The organism is Thermostichus sp. OS-CIW-31, assembly GCF_054060305.1.
Window position 1 is genome coordinate 111,677 of record NZ_JBSSDA010000002.1, and the last position, 24,223, is coordinate 135,899.

Here is a 24,223-nt window from a genome sequence, read left to right on the forward strand (position 1 = left end):
GACCCAGAAACCAGGTCTCAAGCCCCGTGGGCGAAGAGTGCCTCCCCTCTCACTCCTGTTGCGCCCAAGCTGTTCGCACTTGAAAGAATCCTCGCCCTCTAGGCAGGGGGGTAGTCAATAAAGCTGCAGCAGCCTTTGGTCTTCGGCGGGGGAGGAGGCACATCCAGAGCTGGGTTGCACTCAAAGAAGCCCAGGGGCTTGAGCATAAAGCCGATGTAGCTAACCGGCATCACTGGCCAGTCCTCGGTGCGGGGGAAGTGATTGCAGCCAAAGCTATACCAGAGCACCAGGCGGGTGTTTTCCAGGGAGCGGTTCGCTTGCGTCCATTTCACCAGCCCTTCGCCACCGGGGTGTTGGTTGGGGTAGTCCCCTGCTGGGAACTTCTCGCCGGGATGGTAGGGCGTGGCCCAGAGGTGGTGGGCCAGATAGCCCGCCCGTCGGTACAGCCAAGAGTCGGGGTGGGCCAAAAGCTGGACGTTTTCCCCCGGCATCAGTTTGTAGGCCACCGGCTGTCCCAGGCGGTTGTGGCGATTGGGGTTGACAATCTTCCAATAGCGGCCCCGCAAGGGATCCACCGTTTGCTTAGCCTCCTGCTCGGTTTTGAGCAGGGTGGAGCGGGCGCGAAAGGCGTTGCCGTGAGGGTTATCCGGCCCCAGAGGCAGAGGTTCTGCATGCACTTCATAGAGGGAGTTGCACGGCCCATCCACCGCCATATCGAGGCGGACAGTGAAAAAGTGCTGGTGGTTGAGGCCAGACAATTGGGGTGCCACCAAGACGCCAAACTCCGGCTCTTCCCCCGGCAACGTGGCGCAAGTGTTGATGATGCCGGTGAGCTTGGCTTCAAACTCCAGCGTGCCATCCTGGTAGAAGTACCAGAAAAAGCCGTAGTCGTAGTTGCCAATGGTGGTGAAAAAGGAAAGCACCAACCGCCGCGAGCGCCGCACCTGCGCCCGTTCCGTGCGCCAGTCGGTGTGCTTCCAGAGCACCCCAAAATCCTCCTCGTGCATGCAGACGGCATTTTTCAAAAGCATGGGCTCACCGCTGTTAGTGGGCAGCCAGGCATCGAAGTAGTAGATTTCCCCCAGACAGTCGCAGCCCAGCTGCAGGGAGTTGGCCTGCATCCCGATGCCGTATTCCCCCACATCGAAGGCATTTTTGCGGAAGTGGGGATCCCGCGGATCCCCGTAGGGCACCACCATCTCGGCTACCGAGGCGCGGTAGAGAATGGGGCGAAGGCGGCCTTGATCCTCGTAGCTCACCTGGTGGAGGACGAGCCCCTCTCGCGGGTTAAAGCTGATGCGCAGATCCCACTTCTGCCAGCGGATGTGGTGCCCCTCCACCTGGAAGCTCACCCCTTGGGGCTGAGTGATTTCTAGTGGCTTCAAGTCTTGGCGAAAATCTTTGAAAAACAGCTCGTCGAAGTTACCGGACTCCGGCGGCAAGGGCCACAGACCCCGATCCTCCACCTTGACAACTTGCATGCGGTTGAGGTCAATCCAGGGGTAGAGCCCCTCGATGGGGCGGGCATAGCCGTTGTCGCAAGGGGAAGTACGTAGGAAACAAAAGCCTCGCACCAGCCGCCGCCCTTCTTCTTCCGGGATCCCGAAGTAGCCCACCGTCCAGTAGTCCACCATCACCAAATCCACATCGGCAATCCCCCGCCGCTGCAGAGCCGCCAAAAATTGGGGATCCTCCTTGAGCAGGCGGTCGCAGGCGTACACCTCATCGTCGAGCAGAGGGGGCTGCACGCCCGGAACGAGCTGCCAAGAGCGCACCTGCTGTGTTGACAGAGAGACCACCGCTTCGTAGGTGTTGCCAGCGGCGGGATCCAAAAGCACCACAAAAGCCTGCCGATCCCACGGCTGCCCCGGCTGCCAAGTTTCCATCCAAGGCCGATCCGGCTCGTGTAGCTGGATGGTTACAAAGCGCCCCTGAGAACTGAGGGGCCGTTGCCGGCGCAGGATCTGCACCACTTGCCGCATCTCCTCAGCACTGAGGGGATCCAAGGGGTGGCCTTGGGGCAATGAAGCCTGGCCAAGCAAAGCAGATTCACTCGACTGGCTATGTCGATCCAAACTGGGAGAAACTTTACAAACCACAGCAATAACCTTGAATTCTTCGGTTGGAAAATGATTGAGTTGAGCTAGGAAAAAATAGGGAGAAGTCTGCTGAGAAAGGTCAAAGGGATCCCTTCGCTCGCCATGCCGCGGGCCAGCCCATCAACCCAACTCAGAGAATCCAGAAAACCTAACAGCAGGCTAAACAGACTATCCTGTTGCCATCGCCAACATCGGGCAACTTTGCAAGATATACCCGGGGAAAGGAAAACTTAAGCCAAAGCCCAAGGAAGTGAAGACAACCTCGGCTCTGCCCATTGTCCAGATCTGGAAATCTTCCTACTTCCCTGCCCGCTAACCAAACGAAGAGGGCAGCGGCACTTTGAGAAGCCGCGCCAGGGCGAACAGGAAACCGTCAACCCATCGGGAAAATCTGAATACAGGTCTTACTACAGATAAACCCAAACTCGAGAGCAGGAGAAGTTTTCTGTGATTAAACGTCAGGCTTAACGTTGCACAGGAAAGCATAAAAAAGAGAAAACGCTTCACGCAGGCTAAGGGCAGGATCACACCGAGAAAGCTCAACGCAACGTCAACTCTCGCAAGAGTGCAAAGACATCTCGAAGCCTGCCCTGACCCTACCTGCCAGGGGGATCCCACCACTTGGGATCCGAAATGCAACCGACCATCACTATAGCAGAGGCACCCCCCTTTCCCACAAGCCCGGCCCAGAGTTCCCCGGTCGCATCAGCAGGGTGTGACCCTAGGCCTTCTCCCCGTGAAGTTGAAGTCCAGCTCAAGTTGAAGGTTTGGTGTCGGAGAACACATATCTAAGAGTTACCCTGAAGCCATGCTTAAGGTTAGGAATTTCTAGCAATTCGAATAGTAGGATCCCTCACGTCTCCTGAAAATCGTCCACAATAAGGCAGGGCTTGCGGCAAATTAACCGTCTGGTGAGGGAGATGGCTTCAACTCGATACCGCCTGGTGCCGGTGCGGCCAGGAGACGGCAGCTTTTATCCAGAGCATCTCTATTTGGCCTTAGAAGCCACCCAACTGGGCTATTGGCAACTGGATTTGCGCACCTGGGAGTTGAGTGCCTCTCCCCAATGCAAGGCCAAATACGGGCTGGATCCCGGCCAAGATCTCACCTTAGAAGTGTTTTTGCAGCACGTTCACCCGGAAGATCGCCAAAGGGTGAAAGAAGCTTTGCAGACGGCTGGGCCCAGGGCGGTAGAGGGGGATCCCAACTTTTCGGTGGAATATCGGGTTTACCAGGCCGACGGCCAGATGCGCTGGCAGCTTTCCCAGGGGATTGTGCTCTTGGGGCCGAAAGGGGATCCCGGCCAGGTTGTCGGGGTGACCCTGGATATCAGCGAGCGCAAGCAACTAGAGATCACCTTGGCCGAGCGAGAGCGCCACTATCGCCAGCTCCTGGAAGCCCTGCCCGACATGCTGCTTCGTCTGGATCGCCAGGGCCGATGTCTGGAGTTCAAGCCGCCCAGCCATTTTTCTGTCCCCCATCCCCCTGCCTACTATTTGGGCAAAACCCTTGAAGAGCTGTTTCCTGATACCGGTTGCACCGGTGGGGCGGAACCCATAGCCCAAGCCATTCGCGAGCATCTGGAGCTGGCCTTGGCAACCCGGCAAGCTCAAGAGATCGAATACCCCTGCCCAGAGGGATCCCCTCAGCCCCAATATCGGCAGGCTCGCATCGTCCCCTATGGGGAAGATCAAGTGCTGATGATCATTAGAAACATCACCCCTCGTAAGCAAGCCGAGCTGAAGCTGCAGCGGCAATTGCAGCGAGAAAGGCTGTTCAGCCAGCTCATTCAGGCCATCAACACCTCTCTGGACTTACCCACCCTATTTGATGTGGCGGTGCGGGAAGTGGGGGCAGTGTTGCAGGCAGCACGAGTTACCCTTTATCAGTACCTGCCCGCTGAGGCCGTGTGGTTGGGCATTGCCAGCCATAGCCGATTTCCTAATTTGCCCAACAATCTGAACCTGCGACTGCCGGATAGCAGGGATTTTATGGTTTTCGATCATTTGAAACGGCTGCAAATTTTTCATGTCCAGGATCCGGAGCAGATTGCCGATCCCTTTGCCATTTATGAGAAGCGAGAATACCAACTGGGCCCTTGGCTGGTGATCCCGGTGGCTTGTCAGGAACAAATGTGGGGCGGGCTATCGCTGCGGCGCCTGACTTCAGATCCGGATTGGCAAACCGATGAGATCGAGTTGGCCAAGGCCATTGGGGATCACCTGGCGGTGGCCATTCAGCAGGCAGAGCTTTATCAAAAGCTGCAACAGACAAATGCTGAATTGGATTACCAAGTGCGGGTGTGCAATGCAGAGCTCGAACAAGCTTACAACGACGAAGCGCTACTCCAGCTCATCACCGAAGAAATTCGCTCCACTTTGGACGAACAAAAAATCTTGGAAACGGTAGCCCGAGAACTGGCCCTCAGCTTGAACCTATCCAATTGCACCATTGCCCTCCATGGCCCAGAGCGGCAGGTCAGCGTTTTGGCGGTGGACTATTTGGCCGGAGAAGGGATCCGGCGCTTTCCCCTGGAGATCCCGTTTGCAGATTTTGCCGATGTGCTTCGTCAGCTCCAGCGCGGACAGCTTTGCCACTTCAGCAATCTCCATCACCCCTGCTGGCCCAACCATGACCGCTGTACCCTGATCGTCGCCCCCATCTGTGAAAAAAGGGATCTGGCAGGGCAAGACGAGGAACTGCTTGTTTTGGGGAATATTTGTGGATCCCGTCCGCCAGAGCAGATATTTACCGAGCGGGAACAACGGCTTATCCAACGGGTAGCCGGCCAATGTGCCATCGCCATTCGCCAAGCACGTCTTTATCAAACGATCCAGCGTCAGGTGCAACAGTTGCAGGAGCTCAACCAACTCAAAGATGAGTTTCTGCACATGGTCTCCCACGAAATGCGCACACCTCTCACCAACATGAAGCTGGCCATTGGGTTTTTATCCAAAGCCAACCTAACCGAGCGGGAAAGGCGCTACTTGCAGATTTTGGAGATGGAGACCAACCGCGAGCTGGAGTTGATCAACGACTTATTGGAATTGCAAGCCATCGAGTCCGGAAACAAAGCCCTCAGACTTACCTGTTTATCTCCCCAGGAGTGGATCCCCAATCTTGCCGAGCCCTTCCGGCTGCGGGCTGCGCAGCAAGGCCAACAGTTCCAGGTGGAATGGGATCCCGACCTTTGGCCCCTCTGCACGGATGAGAGCCTCTTGTCGCGGGTGGTCAGCGAGCTTTTAAACAATGCGTGTAAGTACACCCCCACTGGGGAAAGCATCTATTTGAGTGTGAGCCAGGCTAACTCCAATGGCCGTCCCGGCTGGCTGATCACGGTGCGCAATACAGGGGTGGAAATTCCTGCAGAAGCGTTGCCCCGCCTTTTTGAAAAGTTCTATCGCCTCCCCCAGTTGGATTGCCGCAACGCCGGGGGAACGGGCTTGGGTCTATCGCTGGTTCAAAAGGCAGTGGAGCTGATGGGCGGATCCCTGCGGGTGGAAAGCCACTCTCGGCAGGTGATGGTTCAGATGTGGTGCCCCCATCAGGGCAGCTTGTCGGAAACCCCAAGCAAGGCTTAGAGGGCAAGGCCAGCGCCTTGCGCAGGACTCGAACCTGCAACCATCGACTTAGAAGGTCGGTGCTCTATCCTTTGAGCTAGCAAGGCCGAAGAAAAGGGTGCAGAGCCATTATATCCCCGACCCAGTTCCCATTCTCTGACCCCGACCAACCTGCCTCTGACCTTGAGTTCTGCATTGTTGCTTGGGCAAATTGCGCGGTTTGCCTTGGGGAGCCAGGGCGGGATCCCTTCACCATGGGAATGTTGGTTTTCGCTCAGGATATGAACGTCAAAGAGATCGTCTGCCAAGCTCTTGGAACGGGACGTCTGGGCGTCTCTCAGGAAACTTGACTGTACGGATAAGGAAGACTTGCAGACGGCAGATGCTTTGAGCAGATGCTTTGATCAGTGCCTTTTTGGATGGCGCTGTGCAGCGGGAGAGCCACAACTGGGCTCCCTGTGCATCGATCCCTTAAAATGGGCGAGCCGAAAGCAGAAAAGTACTCGTTTGAGTTCGAGGATCCCATGCAACCGAGCTATTGCGTCGGAGATAAGTCCAAAATGGGTGTTGAGGTGTCGAAAATTGGGATCCCCATGCCCTTGCTCCCTGATCCTGGCTCAGTTGGGCGAAAGAAAGCTTCTTCCGGCACTCAATCCCTGTCTCCGGCAGCCAAGCGCCTGTTGCGCCTCTACCACGGCGGTAGCTTCATCTTTCTGGGCCTGTTGTGGCTGGTGGTCGGGATCCCTAGCCTTTGGGCTTTGCGAGCGGATATAGCCCGCCTGTGGGATTACTTTACTTGGACGGGCCTGCGATATGCCTTGTTTCACCGCCCAGGGTGGCCCACCTTGGGGTTATTGCTCTGTGTCAGCTTCACGATGGGGATCCTGATTGCCCAAAGCCGCTATGAGCTGTTCGGCCTGTATCCGGTGGAGCGTCTCATGCTGGAGCAGCAATCCCGCTGGATCCTATCCTTGCCGGTGTGGCATCCGCTGCGGCGCTGGTTGGTGCGCAGGTTGGATACTCAAGATTAGGTTTTGGCTGCTACTTGGGATCCCTGCCGGCATTGAGGCAAAATCTCGTTTGCGTGCGGCTGAAATCCCGCACAAGCACCACTTCCGAAGCAGCAGGAGAAGTCAATCACGCCCACCCAAAGCCTCAGCCTGGGATTTTTCCGAGGAAGCCACAGATAGCTTCACAATCCGGGCCAGCCGAGCCTTACGACGAGCGGCTGTGTTTTTGTGCAGGACGCCGGTTTTGGCAGCTTTATCAATGCGGCTGAAAGCAGCACTCATCGCCGACTGGATTTCCTGCAGAGTTTCTTGCTGTGGGTTGGCGGCATAGGCAGTTGAGAGGGAGATCACTTTCTTCATCAGAGCGCGCACCATGGCTTTGGTGGCTTTATTGCGCAGCCGATTACGCTCTGCGATCTGAACGCGCTTGATGGCAGATTTGATGCGTGGCATGGTTGAAGGGGAAGTTCCAGCGAAGATCCAGCATACCATCAGAGCTGGAAGCTCCACCAGTTCCTATTGTTCTCCGATGGGATCCCCATGTTCCAAGATTGCAGCTCGCAGATCCGCTTTAACCCACCTGCCCTTTTCTACGGGGTTGCCGCTTGCGATTTGGATCGGGATGGGGCCTTTGAGCTGTTTGTGTGCGGGTTCCGCGGCTCCAATCGAGTCTTGAAGTGGGATGGGCAAACCCTGGTGGATCAAGCAGACGACACCCTGGCCGATGCAGGGCGCATGGCAATTGGGGTGGCTGCCGCCGACTTTGACGGGGACGGGCAGGAAGAACTTTATGTCTTGAACACCGATACCTTCGGCGGGCGCAAGCGCTTTGGGGATCGCCTCTTCGACTGGCAGGGATCCGCCTGGGTGGACCTGTTCTCCCTGCCGCAAAACCAAGATGCCCTCAACTTGACGGCAGGTCGCTCTGTAGCTTGTGTGGATCGTCTTGGCCAGGGGAGCTATGGATTTTTCGTAGCCAACTACGGCGGCCCTATGCGCCTCTACGAGTTGGGCCCTAACCAAATGATCGCCGATGTGGCGCCAGAAGCGGGATTGAATCGGGTGACGGGCGGGCGGGGTCTGGTGGCCTTGCCCTTGGTCTCGCAGCGGATGGACATTTTTGCCGTCAATGAGCAGGGACCTAACTTTCTGTTTCGCAACCGGGGGGATGGCACCTTTGAAGAGATTGCCGCTGAGGTGGGCCTGGCGGATCCGGACGAGCACGGACGTGGCGTGGCGGCGGTGGATCTGGATGGGGATGGACGGCTGGATTTGCTCTATGGCAACTGGGAAGGCCCCCATCGCCTCTGGATCCAGACCCCCGGCGGTTTTTTTAAGGATGTAGCCCCCCCGGAGTTGGCTAGGCCCTCCCGCATTCGCACAGTCATCGCTGCCGACTTCGACAACGACGGCTATCCGGAGCTGTTTTTCAACAACATCGGCGAGCCCAACCGTCTGTTTGCATGGCGCTCAGGCCGTTGGCAAGCCATTGACATTGGAGATGCTGCCGAGCCGCAGGGATTGGGGACAGGAGCAGCGGTGGCCGATGTGGATGGGGACGGTCGTCTGGAATTGTTGATTGCCCATGGGGAGTCTGGCGCCCAGCCTCTCAGCTTCTATCGCCCTCAGGCCAATGCCAACAACTGGCTGAGGGTTCTGCCCCTCACCCGCCAAGGAGCCCCGGCCCGCGGCGCGTTGGTAAGGCTGCTCACCTCCACCCGTACCCAGATCCAGGCCATCGACGCCGGCAGCGGCTACCTCTGTCAGATGGAGCCGGTGGCCCACTTTGGCCTGGGATCCGAAACAGGGGTCAAGGAAATCCAGATCCAGTGGCCGGATGGGAAACAGTTGCAGGTGGCCCACCCACCGGTCAACCAGCTTTTGCGGATCCCTTATCCCCGCTAGCCGCCAATCTGAGACATGGTGCGCCGGTAGGATCCCTGGCTGCCGGTGTCCCGTCCTTTGAAGTTGATGTCCGGCTTGATGTCCAGCAGTTCTCGCACCTGCTGTCTTAGCCTTTCGGCAGGGATCCCAGCTCGCAGCGGATCCCGCAGGTTGATTTGGCCGGATTCGTTGAGCAGGCAAGGGCGCAGCCAACCGTCGCTGGACAGCCGCATGCGGTTGCATCGATCACAAAAGCACTCCGACATCTGGCTGATAAAGCCCAAGGTGCCTTTTGCCCCCGGGATTCGAAACACATCCGCCGGCCCATTGCCGGCCACAAACCCAGGTTCCAGGCCAAAGCGAGCGCGAATTCGCTGTCGCAGCACCTCAGACTCCACCCAGCCGGCCTGCTGAAAGAGGGCGGCATTGCCAATGGGCATAAACTCGATGAAGCGCACATGCCATTGTCGCTCCAGAGTAAGGGCAGCCAGATCTTCCACTTCCGATTCGTTGAGCCCAGGGATCACCACCACATTCAACTTGAGGGGATCAAACCCCACTTGGTGGGCAACTTGGATCCCGGCCCAGACCTGCCGCCAGCGATCCCGCCCCGTGATCAGTCGAAAGGTCTCGGGGTTGAGGGAATCAAAGCTGATGTTGATGCGGCGCAACCCCGCTTCATAGAGGAGTTGAGCTTTTTGGCTGAGGTTGAAGCCGTTGGTGGTAAGGGCCACATCTCTCACCCCAGGCAGGCTGCATAGAGCCCGGATGAGGTGCTCCAGCCCCGGCCTGAGCAGGGGTTCGCCGCCGGTGAGGCGAAAGCAATCGATCCCCAACGGCAAAAACACCTCTCGAACCAACGTGAGGATTTCCTCATCCGTTAAACGCTCTGGGGCTTGCAGCCACGTCAACTCCGCCTCGTCAGGCATGCAGTACTGGCAGCGGAAATTGCAGCGATCGATCAAGCTGATGCGCAGATAGTTAACGGTCGGCATGGCAACCTAGGCCAGAAACAGATGGGGCACCCCTCCCCCCAGAGTGCCGAGCAACGCCGAGGACCCTTTCCGTTGCCTCTGGAAAACCTCCCAGCGTCTCCATCCGCAAAGGCAGCGGGGGAACTGTCCCGAGGCTTGCAACTTGCAGTGGCCACACCTCCAGTTTGCAGGATACTACGAAGATTGAGGTGCAAATCTCTACTCGGCAGAGCCAGGGATCCCTGCCCATTCGGGTTGAACAGGCCGCTGCCAGCGTTCCCACCAGGCCAGCACAGACTCAGGTGGGTGGCTGTCGTGGCTGCCGTTGGCATTGGCGGGGAGGGGGGGAGAGGGAGGTGGGGCCGGCGGTGTCAGCCAACTGACAGGCGCGGGGATCAGACAACTGGGGTGGAGAGGGCGCAGATCGCGGTAGTGGCTGCTGCGAATGGCCAGGATCTCCTGCTGAATGATGTCTGGGGGTTCTCCCAATTCCAGCAACACATGGCTGCACAGACCCAAGCTGGCCTCGAATTCGGGATGGACAACTTCTCTGGCCCCCAACTGATAGAGCTGTTCGATGTCTTCCTTGTCGGTAGCTCGCACCACCACATCCAATCGCGGCGCCAACTCCAGAGCTCGTTTTAGGCAGAGGCGGATGCTCATGCGATCCGGCAGAGCAATAACCAGGGCGCGGGCCTGGGGCAGGCAAGCTTTCTCCAGCACCAAGGCGCTGGCGGCATTCCCATACAAGTAAGGGATCCCACGGGAACGCAGGTGTTGGATCACCCGTTCTGACTGATCAATGACCAAGAGGGGGTGACGACGGGCTTCCAGAATGCGCACAATATCTTGCCCCACCTGCCCATAGCCGCACACCACCACGTGCCCCTGTTGAGGAGCATCGGGGGCCAAAGCGCGGGGCCGCTCGCCCGATTCCAACCAGCGGGCCAAGAAGGGGATCCCGTGTAGCCCGGAAAACAGTCGAGGAGCGCCCCTCAGCAGAAAGGGAGTGAGCAGAAGGGTAACGGCTGTGGTGCTGACAATCAACAAATAGATCTGCCGCGACACCAATCCCAAAGCCTGCCCCTCGCTGGCCAGCACAAAGGAGAATTCGCCGATTTGCGATAGGCCCAGCCCCACCACCACCGCTGCCGGCAGAGTGTAACCAAACAGCCGCGCCAAGGGAGCCACGATGCAAAACTTGCCCACCATCACCAGACCCACCAGCCCCAGGATCAGCAACAGATGGCCGAGGATAAAGCTGGGATCGATGAGCATGCCGATGGCCGCAAAAAAGAGAGCGGCAAACACATCCCGCAAAGGCTCCACATAGTCCAGGGTTTGGTCGGCGTATTCCACCTCCGAGATCATCAGCCCGGCAATGAAGGCCCCAATCTCGCTGGAAATGCCCAGCCGCTCCGTCAACAGGGCAATCCCCACGCAGAGGCTGATCACCCCCAGCAGAAACACCTCTTTGCTCTCCTGCTGAGCCAGCAGACGCAGGAAACCGGGAACCAGCCAAATCCCGCCTACCACCGCCCCCAGCCCCACCAAGCCGATTTCTGCCAAGGCCCTGGCCAGGGATCCCGCCAGCTCCGGCAAGGGACAATCCAAAGCCGGCAACACCGCCAGCATCAGCCCCACCGCCAAGTCCTGCACAATCAGGATCCCCAACATGGCTTGGGCTTGGGGAGTGTCCATCTGGTTGGTCTCGGTGAGGCTTTTGAGCACCACCGCCGTGGAAGACAAGGAGAGTACGGCCCCCAAAAAGATCCCTTGCACCGGCGTCAACCAGCCGCTGACCACTGCCAGCACCGCCGTGATCAAAATCGTCAGGCCAATTTGCAAAATGCCTCCGCCAACGGCGATCCCCCGCACTTTGCGCAATTCTTTCAGGGAAAACTCCACCCCCAAGGTGAACAGCAAAAAGGTCACCCCAAATTGAGCCAGGGTTTCCACCTGAACCAACTCTTTGATCCACCCCAACCCGGTTGGCCCCACCAAGATCCCGGCCAGTAAGTAGCCGAGCAACACCGGCTGCCTCAGCAGCGAAGCCAAGAATCCACCTGCTGCCGCTGCCGCCAATACCGTCACAATGTCCAAAATCAGGCGAAAGTCTTCCTGCACAGGGCACCCACCAAGGAATGTGAACTTTTGTAGCCAATCCTGAGGATTCTTCCACGATAATGCTTCCTCTGGCATCTCGGACAGAGTGGAGAACCTGGCCCCAAGCCCTGCACCTTACTTCCCCCAGGGATCCCGGCTGACTAGTCCCGATTAGAGGAAGCTGGCCAGAAACTCAGTGGAAATTTTTGTTAAAAGTTGCTGACAACACCCCAAAACCGTAGCTTATAATACAGAATACAGATAGAAATCGTTCATCCTCTCGCGTGCTGGGCGGCTCATCATGGGTAAAGCGACATCGCAGCCAGAGGACGGAAGTAGGGAGAGATCCCGAAGGAACGCGCCTCAACTCTTCTGGTAACCGTGGGGCTTCTCTTGGGAGAAGGCGAACGGATGAAAACTCAACTCATTTGGAGGCGAAGATCATGGCACTCTTTTACCGTGGCGTCGATTACACCCCCTCTTCTGCAACTGCAGCGGTTTCTCCCGGCAAAGTGGGGGGTCGTTACCGGGGGCTGGACTGGCGGTTCCGCCACCTGAGCAAGCCGGTGGTTTTGCCCACCAACCTTGACCTGCTCTATCGGGGTGTTGCTCATCATCTCAAGGCGGCCGAAGGGCCGGCTCAACCCGTTCAGACGGCAGAGGCATCTGCCCCGGTGGCTGCCAATGGCCGTTCTCATGTCTTGGATGAGCTGTCTCGCCGCTTGATGATGAGCCATCAACGCTTGATTCGGATTCGCCAGCAATCCATGCTGCTCCGCGGTACAGAGCAGATTGGCCTGCATGTCAACGTGCGCAACTTCTGGAACCGCATCCAAGGAAAAGTGCATCCCACCTTCCGGCTCAACTACGACCGTAGCCGTGTCAGCATGAGCTGATCTGTCTGTAACTGTTGATGCTCTGGCATGAGCTCAGCGAGAAGGGATCCCGGCTGGGGATCCCCTTTTGGTTTCTGGGTTGAGCTTCCTCAGGTCGATGGACGGCACAGGACGCTTCAACGCTGGCACGAGGTGCTGTTGACCAAAAGTAGCTAAGTTGCCCAAGGGATCCACAATTGAGGGGTGCTATTTCCTCGGAAAAAAACGGGATCCCATCAGGGATCCCGCTGCAGAATCGGCCACACCGCTTAGGCGTCGAAGTAAAGGGCGAACTCGTAGGGGTGAGGCCGCAGATTGATGGGGTTGATCTCGTTGTCGATCTTGTACTCGATGTAGGTCTGGATCAGATCCTCAGTAAAGACACCGCCCTCTAGCAAGAAGGCATGATCCTTCTGCAAGCTTTCCAGAGCATCCAGCAGGGATCCGGGTGTGGAAGGGATCTTGGCCAGCTCTTCCGGCTCCAGATCGTAGATATCTTTGTCCAGAGGCTCGCCGGGGTGGATCTTATTCTTGATCCCGTCCAGACCTGCCATCAACATGGCCGAGAAGGCGATGTAGGGATTGCAGGTGGCATCCGGGCAGCGGAACTCCAGACGCTTGGCTTTGGGATTGTTGCCGGTCACCGGAATGCGAATGGCAGCGGAACGGTTGCCCTGGGAGTAAGCCAGGTTCACCGGCGCCTCGAAGCCGGGCACCAAGCGCTTGTAGGAGTTGGTGGTGGGGTTGGTGAAGGCCAGGATTGCCGGGGCATGCTTGAGCAGGCCACCGATGTAGTAGAGAGCTGTCTCGCTCAGGTTGGCATAGGTGCCTTCGCTGTAGAACAGGGGCTGGCCATCCTTCCAGAGGGACTGGTGGGTGTGCATGCCGGTGCCGTTGTCGTTAAATAGGGGCTTGGGCATGAAGGTGACGGTTTTGCCGTGCTTGCGGGCCACGTTCCGGATCACGTATTTGTAAACCATCATGTAGTCGGCAGCCGTGATCAGATCGGCAAAGCGATAGCCCAACTCCCCTTGCCCGCCGGTAGCCACCTCGTGGTGATGCTTCTCGATGGGCACCCCCAACTTGCCCATGGTCAGCAGCATCTCGGTGCGGATGTTTTGATGGGCATCGGTGGGCGGGGCCGGGAAATAGCCCTCTTTGTAGCGAGGCTTGTAGCCCAGGTTGCCACCTTTCTCCTCGCGGCCCGAGTTCCAGCGACCTTCGATGGAATCCACGAAGTAGTAGGCCGAGTTTTGGGTTTGGTCGAAGCGAACATCCTCAAAAATGAAAAACTCCGCTTCCGGCCCGAAGTAAGCCGTATCGGCAATGCCCGTCGATTGCAGATAGGCAACGGCACGGGCGGCAAGGCTGCGGGGACAGCGGCTATAGGGCTGGCCAGTGCGCGGCTCAACAATGCTGCAAGTTATGCTGAGGGTGGGCACCTCCAGAAAGGGATCGATCCAAGCCGTTTTGGGATCCGGCACCATGTACATGTCCGACTCGTTGATCGCTTTCCAGCCCCGGATACTGGATCCGTCAAAGGGAAGCCCCTCGGTGAAGGTTTCTTCCTTGATCATCGAGGTGTGGAAGGAAACATGCTGCCAGGTGCCAAAGATATCCACAAACTTGAGATCCACTATCTGGACGTTGTTGTCCTGGATCATCTGAAGCACTTCTTGGGGCGTGGATGCCATTACTCTCTCCTGATTGGGTTGCGGTTAAGACTGGGGGAACTGTGGCTGAAACAAATGGGATCCCAGCAGGTGATCCCCACGCTTCGACCCAGACAGGCCAAAAACGCTCACTCATCCTAGAAAGGCCAACACGGGTATTTTGTAGTTTCTGATACAAAATTCATTTGAGCTCCGCTTTCTGACCAAGACCAAATTGCTGGCCATCTCAGACACCTCTTTTCCTTCTGGCTTGGGTCAATCGGGATTGGGTGTTGGGGATCCAGAACTTGGGCAATGGCCGCCACCCTGCCAACCTCTGGGCAGAAATAACCGGATGGGGCGGGCAAAACCCTGCCCCGGTTGCCTGAGGCGAGCGAAAATTAGGATCAGCAGGCCCCCAGCTCGCCCGGTTTGCCAAAGGGTGTTAAGCTAAAGCGTAGTCGTTATGAGTTTGGCTTTTATTCCCATTGCAGAAGGAGAGACATCGGATGACAGAGCAAAGTCGGGTTGAGAATGTGGTGATTATCGGCTCCGGCCCTGCTGGGTTTACAGCAGCCATTTACGCTGGGCGTGCCAACCTGAAGCCGGTTGTGTTTGAGGGGTTCCAGGCGGGCGGGATCCCGGGCGGGCAACTGATGACCACCACCGAGGTGGAGAACTTTCCGGGCTTTCCCGAGGGCATCACCGGCCCCCAACTGATGAAGAACATGCGGGCTCAAGCGCAGCGGTGGGGGGCAGAACTTTACACCGAAGATGTCACCTTTGTGGATTTAAGCCAGCGGCCCTTTGTCGTCCGTTCTGACGAGCGGGAATTGCGCACCCACAGCCTGATCATCGCCACCGGGGCCACAGCCAAGCGCCTACACCTGCCGGGGGAGGAGACCTACTGGAACCGGGGCATGTCAGCTTGTGCTGTCTGCGATGGGGCTATGCCCATGTTCAGAGGGGTGGAATTGGTGGTGATCGGCGGCGGCGATACTGCCTGTGAGGAGGCCACCTACCTGACCAAGTTTGGATCCCACGTGCACATGCTGGTGCGCAGCGACAAAATGCGGGCCAGCAAGGCCATGCAGGATCGTGTTCTCAACAACCCCAAGATCACTGTGCACTGGAACACCGAGGCGGTGGAAGTGATGGGCGACGGCCTGCGCCTGACCGGGGTGAAAGTGCGGAACAACCAAACCGGCGAAATACGCGAGATGTCAGTGGGTGGCCTATTTTATGCCATTGGCCACAAGCCCAACACCGACTTGTTCAAAGGACAACTGGAACTGGATGAAGTCGGCTACATCGTCACCCGCCCGGGATCCGTGGCCACCAGTGTGGAGGGGGTGTTTGCCGCCGGCGACGTGCAGGATCACGAGTTTCGTCAGGCGATTACCGCTGCCGGCACCGGCTGTATGGCGGCCATGTTGGCAGAGCGCTGGCTCTCGGAACACGGCTTGGCCCAGGAGTATCACGTCCTTCCCCAAAGCCATCCTGAACCCAGCCCTGCTGCGACTTCTGCGGCAGAGTCTGCTGGGGATCCTGCTGTTGAGGAGGCCAGCTTTGAGGAGAATGGACAGGATGACTTAGACTTCAGCAAGACTTGCCATGAGGGGAGCTATGCCCTGCGGCGACTCTACCACGAAAGCGATCGCCTGCTCATGGTCAAGTACACCGCCCCCACCTGTGCCCCTTGTCATGCCCTCAAGCCGATCTTGAACAAGATCATCGATGAGTTCTCGGACAAGCTGCACGTGGTGGAGATCGATATTGAGAAAGATCCGGAGATTGCAGAGGCAGGGGGGGTGGCGGGCACCCCGACGGTGCAATTTTTCAAAAACAAGACGCTGGTGGCCCAGTTGGTGGGCGTTAAGCCCAAGTCCCAATATCGAGAGGTGATCCAGGCCAATTTGTGTGAGGAAAAATCCCCCTAAGGATGTTGTCCTCTCCAACCTCTGGCCCCTCTCCCCAAGGGAGAAGGGAGCTGGGCGCAGAAAACGGTTTCCCAACCGAGGCTCAGCTAGTCCGAAAAGGCACCGTGGTAGGCGGCCTGCATAGCTGCCAAAGACACCACCAGTAAGGGATCCCCTTCTGCCGTCCTTAAGAGCAGGGGATCCGCAGGGGATCCCACCTGTCCCACAAGCTGCCACTGGCCGGCAAGCTGCGCTTCTAAATAGGCTTCCCAAGCAGAGCGCTGGGCCGGATCCACAGAAACCAGGATGCGGCTGGATCCCTCGCCAAACAGGGCCTGATCCCAGCGCAAGGATCCAGGAGCCAGGGAGAGGGTTGCGCCGCGGCCTCCGCTCAAGCAGGCTTCTGCCAAAGCCACAGCCAATCCCCCCTCGCTGCAGTCGTGGGCAGAGCGCACCCAGCCCTGGCGGATTCCATGGCGACAGGCAGCTTGCACCCGCTTTTCCAATTCCAGATCCACTGGCGCGGGCCGGCCCGTAACTTGCTGGTGGATGACCGCCAAATACTCGCTGCCCCCCAAGCTGGTGAGGGCCTGGGATCCCAGGAGGTAAATGAGATCCCCTTCTTGCTGCCACCCCTGGCCACAGATGCATTTCAAGTCGGGAATAAGACCCACCATGCCAATGACAGGGGTAGGGTAGATAGCCTGCGATCCCTGGGGGGTGAGGGTCTCGTTGTAGAGAGAAACGTTTCCCCCCGTTACCGGCGTACCGAGGGCACGGCAGGCATCTCCAATCCCCCGACAGGCCAGGGCCAGCTGCCAGTACACCACCGGGTTTTCGGGATTGCCAAAGTTAAGGTTATCGGTAACAGCTAGGGGATCCGCCCCCACACAGGTGAGGTTGCGGGCAGCTTCCGCCACGGCTGCCTTGGCCCCCTCGTAGGGATCCAAATACACCCAGCGGCCATTGCCATCCAGGGTGGCAGCGATGGCCTTGCGGGAAGCTCGCAGGGGCGGCACCTCGCCCACGCCAAACTTTTGGGAACGGATGCGGATAACCGCCGCATCTCCCTGGCCCGGCCAAAGGACGGTGTTGTTTTGCACCTGGTGGTCGTATTGGCGATAGATCCAGGCTTTGCTGGCCAGGGTGGGGCTGGCCAAAAGCTGCAGCAGCACCTCTTTCCATGCCAGCGTTGCCTGAGCGAGGTGGATCCCCTGGCAATCACAAGAGGGTAGAGTGGCGGGATCCCATTGCCACGCTGCCTGCACGTAGGCTGGCGGCTCTGGCAACACCGGACGGACATAGACGGGGGTGTCTTCGGCCAAAGCCCGCGCCGGCACCTGCACCACGCAGGATCCCTGGTGCCAGATCTCCACCAGCGGCTCGGCAATGACTTCCCCGGCCACACTAGCTTGCAAACCCCAGCGGTGGAAGATCTCCATCACCTCCGCCTCGCGGCCTTTTTGCACCACCAGCAGCATCCGCTCCTGGGATTCCGAGAGCAGGTATTCCCAGGCAGCCATGCCGCTTTCCCGCGCCGGCACTCTGTCGAGGTCAAAGCGGATCCCCACCCCTCCCTTGGCGGCCATCTCCGCGGTGGAGCAGGTGATCCCGGCTGCCCCCATATCCTGGGCAGCCACCACAGCTCCTGTGGCAAAGGCCTCCAGACAGGCCTCGATGAGGCACTTGCCCAGGAAGGGATCCCCCACCTGCACTGCCGGCCGATCCTGCTGCGCATCCTCCTTGAGCTCGGCGCTGGCAAAGCTGGCGCCGCGGATCCCATCCCGCCCGGTGGTGGCGCCCACGTACAAGACCGGGTTCCCCACCCCCCGCGCTGCCGATTTCACCACTGCCGGCGTCTCCAGCAGCCCCAGGGCCATGACGTTGACCAAGGGATTGCCGCTGTAGCAGGGATCCACCGCCACTTCTCCCCCCACTGTGGGTACCCCGACACAGTTGCCGTAGTGGGCGATCCCTTCCACCACCCTGGCCATGAGGCGGCGGTTGCGGGGATCTGTTAGCGGCCCAAAGCGCAGCGAGTTAAGCAGGGCAATGGGACGGGCGCCCAGGGTAAAGATATCCCGCAGGATCCCTCCCACGCCGGTAGCTGCCCCCTGGAAGGGCTCCACTGCCGAAGGATGGTTGTGGGACTCGATCTTAAACGCCAGCCAATCCCCCTCCCCCAGATCCACTACGCCGGCATTTTCCCCCGGCCCCACCACTACCCGCTCGCCCGTGGTGGGAAAGTTTTTCAGCAGAGGGCGGGAGTTTTTGTAGCAGCAGTGCTCTGACCACATCACCCCAAACATGGCCAGCTCGTTGGGGTTGGGATCCCGGCCCAGCTGCTGCTGGATCTGTTGATATTCCGCCGGGGAAAGGCTGTGGGCTTTTAAGTCTTCGAGAGTATAGGGCATAGTGCTCCAATTGCCCCTAGCTTAGGTCAACAACCCAGGGCCCAAGAGACGGGCCTGACGCTCTTCCAGTATGCGGCTTAAGGGGGGCCAGCGCTTCAGGTCGGGGTCTTGGACAATAAGCTGCTCTGCCGCCTGGCGGGCCAGCTGCAGCACCTCTTGATCCTCCATGAGACTGGCCAGGGCAAAATCGGGTAGCCCCGACTGGCGGGTGCCCATCACCTCCCCTGGGCCGCGGAAGCGCAGATCCATCTCGGCAATGAAAAACCCGTCGTGGGACTGCTCCAGCACCTTGAGCCGCCGCAGGGCCTCCTCGCTTTTGGATCCTGTCATCAGGATGCAGTAGGCCTGGTCAGATCCCCGCCCTACCCGCCCCCGCAGTTGGTGCAGTTGGGAGAGCCCAAAGCGCTCCGCATGCTCCACCAGCATCACCGAGGCATTGGGCACATCTACCCCCACCTCCACCACCGTGGTAGAGACCAGAATATCCAGCTCCCGCCGGCGAAAGGCCGCAATGACAGCTTCCTTCTCGCTACTGGTCAAGCGCCCGTGCAGCAGGCCCACCCGAAATTGGGGGAAGACCTTTTCCTGCAGACGCTGGTGTTCCTCGATGGCAGATTTGAGATCCAGCTTCTCCGACTCTTCAATCAACGGCAGCACCACGTAGGCCTGCCGCCCTTGGGCAATTTCCCGCTCGATAAGCCGCATCACCTGCAGGCGATCCCCTGGCCGGGCCACCAGGGTGTGCACGGGCTTACGCCCCGGCGGCAGCTCGTCAATTTGGGTAACATCCAGATCCCCATGCAGGGCCAGGGTGAGGGTGCGGGGGATGGGGGTAGCGGTCATGGTGAGAACATCGGGGTGATCCCCTTTTTGTTGCAGGGCGGCCCGCTGCTCCACGCCAAAGCGGTGCTGCTCGTCGATGACCACCAAGCCCAGGTTGCGAAACTGCACTGCCGGCTGGATGAGAGCATGGGTGCCCACCACCAAGGGCAACTCCCCGGTCTGCAACTGCCGCAGGATCTCCCGGCGCTTAGCAGGGGGCGTGGATCCAGTCAACAGTTCAACGGGCACCTGCAGCTGGCTGAGCCATTCCACCAACTTGCGGTAGTGTTGCTCGGCCAAAACCTCGGTGGGAGCCATGAGGGCCGCCTGCCAACCGGATTGAATGGCTGCCAGCACAGCTGCCACCGCCACCACGGTTTTGCCGGATCCCACATCTCCCTGCAAGAGGCGGTTCATGGGCAAGGGATCCCGCAGATCCGCTAGGATCTCGTCGATGGCCCGCTGCTGGGCAGCGGTAAGCTGAAAGGGCAGGATTTGGTAGAAGCGATCCAACAGCTCCCCTCTAGCCGGCTGGTAACGAGGTATGGCCTGAGCTTGGGCACGATAGCGGTGTCGCCGCTGCAATAGGCTTAGTTGTAGGTAGAAAAACTCATCGAACACCAGCCGCCGCCGGGCCTGGGCCAGCAGCTCTCGGGTCTCAGGAAAGTGGATCTGCTGCAGGGCAACAGGCAAGTCCAAAAGCTGCAACTGCCGCTTGAGATCCGCCGGCAAGGGATCCTCCACCAAGGCCGCCGCCGGCAAAGCCAGTTGCACCGCCTTGCGCACCAGATCGGCGGGGATCCCTTCTGAGAGAGGGTAAACTGGCAAGATCTTGCCCAGCCTGTCCAGCTCCTCGCCCTCTCCCCCCAGCACCTCCAGTTGCGGGTTATCCAGCGTTAGGCCCAACCGGCCCTTTTTGACCAGGCCGCTGGCAGCCACCAGGGCCCCCTTGGGGTATTGCCGCTCCAGGGAAGCTTGCCAACTGCGCTGGGCAAACTGCCGCCCGCTGTAGAAGCGGCTGAGGGTAATTACACCACTTTTGTCGGCAATCTTTAGGTTGAAGATGGTCAGCGAGGGATTCTTGGGGCTGGTAAAGCAACTGCAACTTTTCACCGTCCCTACAAGGGTAACGGTCTCCCCCACCTTGGCTTGGCGGATGAGCACCCGCCGGGAATAGTCCAGGTAGTCGCGGGGGAAGTAGTAGAGGGCATCCCGCACGCTGTGTAGGCCCAGTTGTGCCAGTTTCTCCGCTGACTTGGGACCAATGCCTTTGAGAAACTGCAGCGGCTGCTCCAGGCTGAGGCCGGCGGGGAGAGATGGGGAAATCGTGCTCCGCCCTGCCTCTGGGGGGGTTGTTGCTACGCCTACGGCAGGGAAACCAGAGCGCTGTGGCAACGAGGCTGCAAACGAGCCAGGTTGGTGGGAACTCGGTCGGGACAGCTCTTGCTGACGTCGGACTCGCTCCAGCCAGCGGCGGGTTTCGGCCACCAGGTGCTGGCGTTCGGGCAGCTCCAGCTCGGAATACAGGGTATAGCGGGATCCCAGTTCTTTCCATCGCCGCCGGTCATCTCCATTCAGCACCCAGTCAGAGGGGGGATCCTGTCCGAACACGCTCCCCAAAAATTGGGAGAAGGTCTGCTCTCGCCCCCGCAGGTCGGTAAACCCCACCTCTGCTTCTAGGGAAAGGGCGCGCTGAAGCCGCTGTAGATCCACCTGGCTCAAGTTGCTTGGCTGCCGGGAGTGCTCCTTATCAATCCAACTTTAGCCAACAACGGCAGGACAACCGAAGGAGTGCAGCAGCGCAAGCCACACTTTCCATTCCTTGATAAAGAAAAAAGCCTGCCTTATTACTCCGCAACACTGTCGTGACGGGGCAGGCCGAAGGGATCCAGAGGCACTTTTTGGGAGATGCAGGAGCTTTAGCTGCGGGCCAGGGCGGATCCCAAAAGCAGAGCCATCACTGCCGGCACCAAGGCAATCGCCAGGATGGTGAAAACTTGTGCGTCCGTCATAACCAACTCCCTAACAGTGGAATTGCACAAAAGTCAGCCCCCTCACTCTACCGTAGCTTGAGGGGTAGCCTTGACACCGAGAAGAAAAGCTCAACATTCTTTACAAAGCAGCCCTTGCCCATCCCGCTTGACCGTGGCTCCCAGATCCTCTGCTTGGATCGATGTTGCTCCGCAACGCTGTCGCGACTGACATTCTCCCCACCCCTAAAGCAAGGGATTCTTTCTCAGTTTTGGGGTTTTACCCCAGGCAGAAAGGCCGGGGCCTGCACTGCTGGTTTGCGGGTCATGCTACGATGTTGCTTCGCAACGCTGTTGCGACGGCGAAGCAGTTCTTGCCCATTTCTCCTGCGAAGTTCGGTCTTGGCGTCATCATGGTAGCTGCTCCCCAGAGTCTGACCACCCTACGGGATAACCTGGCCATCCTGGCGGAAACGGATCCCTTGGTTTACCGCCTGATCCAGCAAGAGCTCAACCGACAGCGGGATCACCTGGAGATGATCGCCAGCGAGAACTTCACCTCTCCTGCTGTCTTGGCCGCCCAAGGCTCGGTGCTCACCAACAAGTATGCGGAAGGGTTGCCCGGCAAGCGCTACTACGGCGGCTGCGAGTTTATCGACGAGATTGAGCAGTTGGCCATCGACCGCGCCAAGCAACTGTTTGGGGCGGCTCACGCCAACGTGCAACCCCACTCCGGGGCGCAGGCCAATTTTGCTGTTTTCTTGGCCCTGCTGCAGCCGGGGGACACGATCATGGGCATGGATTTGTCTCATGGCGGCCACCTCACCCACGGCTCGCCGGTGAATGTCTCCGGCAAATGGTTCCAGGTGGTGCATTACGGGGTGGATCCCCAAACGGAGCGGATCGATTTCGATCAAGTGCGGGATCTGGCTTTGCAGCATCGGCCTAAGCTGATCATCTGCGGCTACTCCGCCTACCCGCGGGCAATCGACTTTGCTGCTTTCCGCACCATTGCCGATGAGGTGGGAGCTTATCTGCTGGCCGACATTGCCCACATTGCCGGCTTGGTGGCCACTGGACATCACCCCAACCCCGTGCCCCTCTGCGATGTGGTGACCACCACTACCCACAAGACGCTGCGCGGGCCGCGCGGGGGACTCATTCTCACCCGCGACCCAGAATTGGGCAAAAAGCTGGATAAGGCAGTGTTCCCCGGCAGCCAGGGAGGGCCGCTGGAGCATGTTATTGCTGGCAAGGCGGTGGCCTTTGGAGAAGCCCTGCAGCCCAGCTTTGCCCAGTACTCGGCCCAAGTTATCGCCAATGCCCAAGCCCTGGCGGGATCCCTGCAACGGCGAGGCATTCGACTGGTTTCCGGGGGCACCGACAATCACCTGATGTTGCTGGATCTGCGCTCGGTTTCGGCGGTGCTGGAAAAAACTGGGGCGGCGGATCCGGTAATGACGGGCAAACGGGCGGATCGGCTGATGGGGGAGATCCACATCACCGCCAATAAGAACACCATTCCCTTCGACCCACAGCCGCCCTTTGTAGCTAGCGGCCTGCGTCTGGGATCCCCAGCCTTGACCACCCGCGGCTTGGGGCCAGTAGAATTTGAGGAAATTGGGGAGATCATCGCCGATTGTCTGTTTCAGCCTGAGGAGTCTGCTGTGTTGGAAGAGTGTCGCCAGCGGGTAGCCCGGCTCTGTCGCCGTTTCCCCCTCTACCCCCATCTGGGCTAACCGTCTGCGTAGCGGGACAGAGTCCTCGATACATCTCTGCGGCTTGCCATGCCCTACTTGGTCGCGTTCCTTGCTGCTGCCTGTGTGGTTCTGTGGGCAACCCCAATGGTGAAGGCAGTCGGGATCCGCAGTGGCCAGTTGGATTTTCCCGATGAGCGCAAGATCCACCGGCAGCCGATGGTACGCCTGGGGGGGGTTTCCATCTTTTTTGGGAACTTGGTGGCCCTGCTGTTGCTCTGGGGAGCCGGAGCTTTTGGGGGCTTGCGCACCGAGCAGGAGTACGAGATTTGGGGGGTGACAATTGGCGGGGTTTTGTTTTTCTCAATCGGCTTGGCGGACGACCTGTTTCACCTGTCGCCCTTTTCCCGCTTGTTGATGCAATTCGGCGTGGCTGCTGCCGCCTGGGGGGTGGGGGTGCGCATTGAGTTCGTCAACCTGCCCGGGAGAGGGATCTGGCCCTTTCCGGTGTGGTTGAGCCTGCTGATTACCTTGCTCTGGCTGGTGGGGATGGCCAACGCCATCAACTTTATGGATGGGCTGGATGGGCTGGCGGCAGGGGTGTCGGGAATCGCGGCGGTGGTGATGCTGATCGTAACCCTGCTGCTGGATCGACCGGCGGCGGCCATGCTGGCGGCGGCCTTGGCGGGGGCTTGCCTGGGGTTTTTGCGCTACAACTTCAACCCGGCGCAGATCTTCATGGGGGATGGAGGGGCCTATTTTTTGGGCTTTACCCTGGCTGGGATTGGGGTGATCGGGGTGGCCAAGGGGGTGACCACGCTGGCAGTAGCCCTGCCTTTCTTTATCCTGGCGGTGCCGATCCTGGATATGTCCACCGTGATCCTCAAACGGCTGGCCAGGGGGAAGTCGCCTTTCCATCCCGACAAAGGCCACCTGCACCACCGTCTGCTCAAAGCTGGCCTATCCCAGCGGCATTCGGTGCTGCTGATCTATGCCATGACCCTTTGGGGGGGATCCCTGGCTTTGGCTTTGGCGGGCTTGCCGGCAGGAGGCACCTACCTGGGGGGAGCCTCGCTGGTGCTGGGGGGGGTGGCCTGGGGGGCTTGGCAACGGCATCGCCAACGGCGACGAGCTTTGCCCTCGGAGGACAGGCCCGAACAGGGATATGTTGCTTCGCGCCATCACGACCAGGAATGTCAAGAAGATTGAGCCGGGCTTGTTCTCCATCGCTCGCCTGCCTA

15 protein-coding genes, 1 tRNA gene and 1 riboswitch are annotated in these 24,223 nt (G+C 59.1%); of the genes, 7 read left to right on the forward strand and 9 right to left on the reverse strand.

What is annotated here, in order from left to right; genetic code table 11:
* Positions 1 to 98: 98 nt before the first annotated feature.
* Entirely contained in the window at positions 99 to 2,042 is a 1,944-nt protein-coding gene (locus ACVWY9_RS01955; protein ID WP_457387412.1) for a primary-amine oxidase, read from the reverse strand.
* Between the two features lie 977 nt (positions 2,043 to 3,019).
* On the opposite strand from ACVWY9_RS01955, the gene ACVWY9_RS01960 reads away from it, so the two are divergent.
* Complete coding sequence (locus ACVWY9_RS01960; RefSeq protein ID WP_457387347.1) at positions 3,020 to 5,680, forward strand: sensor histidine kinase; 2,661 nt, start codon at positions 3,020 to 3,022, stop codon at positions 5,678 to 5,680.
* A 13-nt stretch (positions 5,681 to 5,693) separates the two neighbouring features.
* Here ACVWY9_RS01960 and ACVWY9_RS01965 read toward each other — a convergent pair.
* Positions 5,694 to 5,766: transfer RNA gene (locus ACVWY9_RS01965), tRNA-Arg, on the reverse strand.
* A 486-nt stretch (positions 5,767 to 6,252) separates the two neighbouring features.
* Here ACVWY9_RS01965 and ACVWY9_RS01970 point away from each other — a divergent pair.
* Positions 6,253 to 6,690: a hypothetical protein gene (locus ACVWY9_RS01970; RefSeq protein ID WP_414329770.1), complete on the forward strand. Its 438-nt coding sequence runs from the start codon at positions 6,253 to 6,255 to the stop codon at positions 6,688 to 6,690.
* A gap of 102 nt (positions 6,691 to 6,792) precedes the next feature.
* Here ACVWY9_RS01970 and rpsT read toward each other — a convergent pair whose 3' ends face one another.
* Positions 6,793 to 7,122, reverse strand: coding sequence for a 30S ribosomal protein S20 (rpsT, locus tag ACVWY9_RS01975; protein ID WP_457387348.1), 330 nt, complete (start codon positions 7,120 to 7,122; stop codon positions 6,793 to 6,795).
* A gap of 87 nt (positions 7,123 to 7,209) precedes the next feature.
* Here rpsT and ACVWY9_RS01980 point away from each other — a divergent pair, with 87 nt between their 5' ends.
* Positions 7,210 to 8,574: a CRTAC1 family protein gene (locus ACVWY9_RS01980; protein WP_457387349.1), complete on the forward strand. Its 1,365-nt coding sequence runs from the start codon at positions 7,210 to 7,212 to the stop codon at positions 8,572 to 8,574.
* On the opposite strand, the gene moaA is transcribed toward ACVWY9_RS01980, so the two are convergent.
* Positions 8,571 to 9,548 carry a GTP 3',8-cyclase MoaA gene (gene moaA / locus ACVWY9_RS01985; RefSeq protein WP_011434340.1) on the reverse strand — a complete coding sequence of 326 codons (978 nt, stop codon included), beginning with the start codon at positions 9,546 to 9,548 and terminating at the stop codon, positions 8,571 to 8,573. The genes ACVWY9_RS01980 and moaA overlap by 4 nt on opposite strands.
* 198 nt (positions 9,549 to 9,746) lie before the next feature.
* The gene (locus ACVWY9_RS01990) at positions 9,747 to 11,654 is read right to left on the reverse strand and encodes a cation:proton antiporter (RefSeq protein WP_457387350.1); all 1,908 of its coding nucleotides are present in this window, start codon (positions 11,652 to 11,654) and stop codon (positions 9,747 to 9,749) included.
* Positions 11,655 to 11,900: 246 nt separating this feature from the next.
* A riboswitch (Glutamine riboswitch) is annotated at positions 11,901 to 11,996 on the forward strand.
* An 80-nt stretch (positions 11,997 to 12,076) separates the two neighbouring features.
* Here ACVWY9_RS01990 and ACVWY9_RS01995 point away from each other — a divergent pair.
* Positions 12,077 to 12,529, forward strand: a complete 453-nt coding sequence (locus ACVWY9_RS01995) for a DUF4278 domain-containing protein (RefSeq protein ID WP_011434342.1) — start codon at positions 12,077 to 12,079, stop codon at positions 12,527 to 12,529.
* A 248-nt stretch (positions 12,530 to 12,777) separates the two neighbouring features.
* Here ACVWY9_RS01995 and glnA read toward each other — a convergent pair whose 3' ends face one another.
* On the reverse strand, positions 12,778 to 14,202 hold the full coding sequence (gene glnA / locus ACVWY9_RS02000; protein ID WP_414342228.1) for a type I glutamate--ammonia ligase: 1,425 nt from the start codon (positions 14,200 to 14,202) through the stop codon (positions 12,778 to 12,780).
* Between the two features lie 467 nt (positions 14,203 to 14,669).
* On the opposite strand from glnA, the gene trxB reads away from it, so the two are divergent.
* Positions 14,670 to 16,100, forward strand: a complete 1,431-nt coding sequence (trxB, locus tag ACVWY9_RS02005) for a thioredoxin-disulfide reductase (RefSeq protein ID WP_414328790.1) — start codon at positions 14,670 to 14,672, stop codon at positions 16,098 to 16,100.
* An 86-nt stretch (positions 16,101 to 16,186) separates the two neighbouring features.
* On the opposite strand, the gene purL is transcribed toward trxB, so the two are convergent.
* The 3 genes from purL to psaM form a co-directional block, all read right to left on the reverse strand.
* Complete coding sequence (purL, locus tag ACVWY9_RS02010; protein WP_457387351.1) at positions 16,187 to 18,493, reverse strand: phosphoribosylformylglycinamidine synthase subunit PurL; 2,307 nt, start codon at positions 18,491 to 18,493, stop codon at positions 16,187 to 16,189.
* A 21-nt stretch (positions 18,494 to 18,514) separates the two neighbouring features.
* Positions 18,515 to 21,028: an ATP-dependent DNA helicase RecG gene (recG, locus tag ACVWY9_RS02015; protein ID WP_414408264.1), complete on the reverse strand. Its 2,514-nt coding sequence runs from the start codon at positions 21,026 to 21,028 to the stop codon at positions 18,515 to 18,517.
* 206 nt (positions 21,029 to 21,234) lie between these two features.
* Entirely contained in the window at positions 21,235 to 21,327 is a 93-nt protein-coding gene (psaM, locus tag ACVWY9_RS02020) for a photosystem I reaction center subunit XII (protein ID WP_011434349.1), read from the reverse strand.
* Between the two features lie 371 nt (positions 21,328 to 21,698).
* On the opposite strand from psaM, the gene glyA reads away from it, so the two are divergent.
* Together glyA and ACVWY9_RS02030 are read left to right on the forward strand one after the other, a co-directional pair.
* Positions 21,699 to 23,024, forward strand: coding sequence for a serine hydroxymethyltransferase (gene glyA, locus ACVWY9_RS02025; RefSeq protein WP_457387413.1), 1,326 nt, complete (start codon positions 21,699 to 21,701; stop codon positions 23,022 to 23,024).
* A gap of 48 nt (positions 23,025 to 23,072) precedes the next feature.
* A complete protein-coding gene (locus tag ACVWY9_RS02030) occupies positions 23,073 to 24,191 on the forward strand; it encodes a glycosyltransferase family 4 protein (protein WP_414356525.1) in 1,119 nt (372 codons plus the stop codon).
* The last annotated feature ends 32 nt before the right edge of the window (positions 24,192 to 24,223 follow it).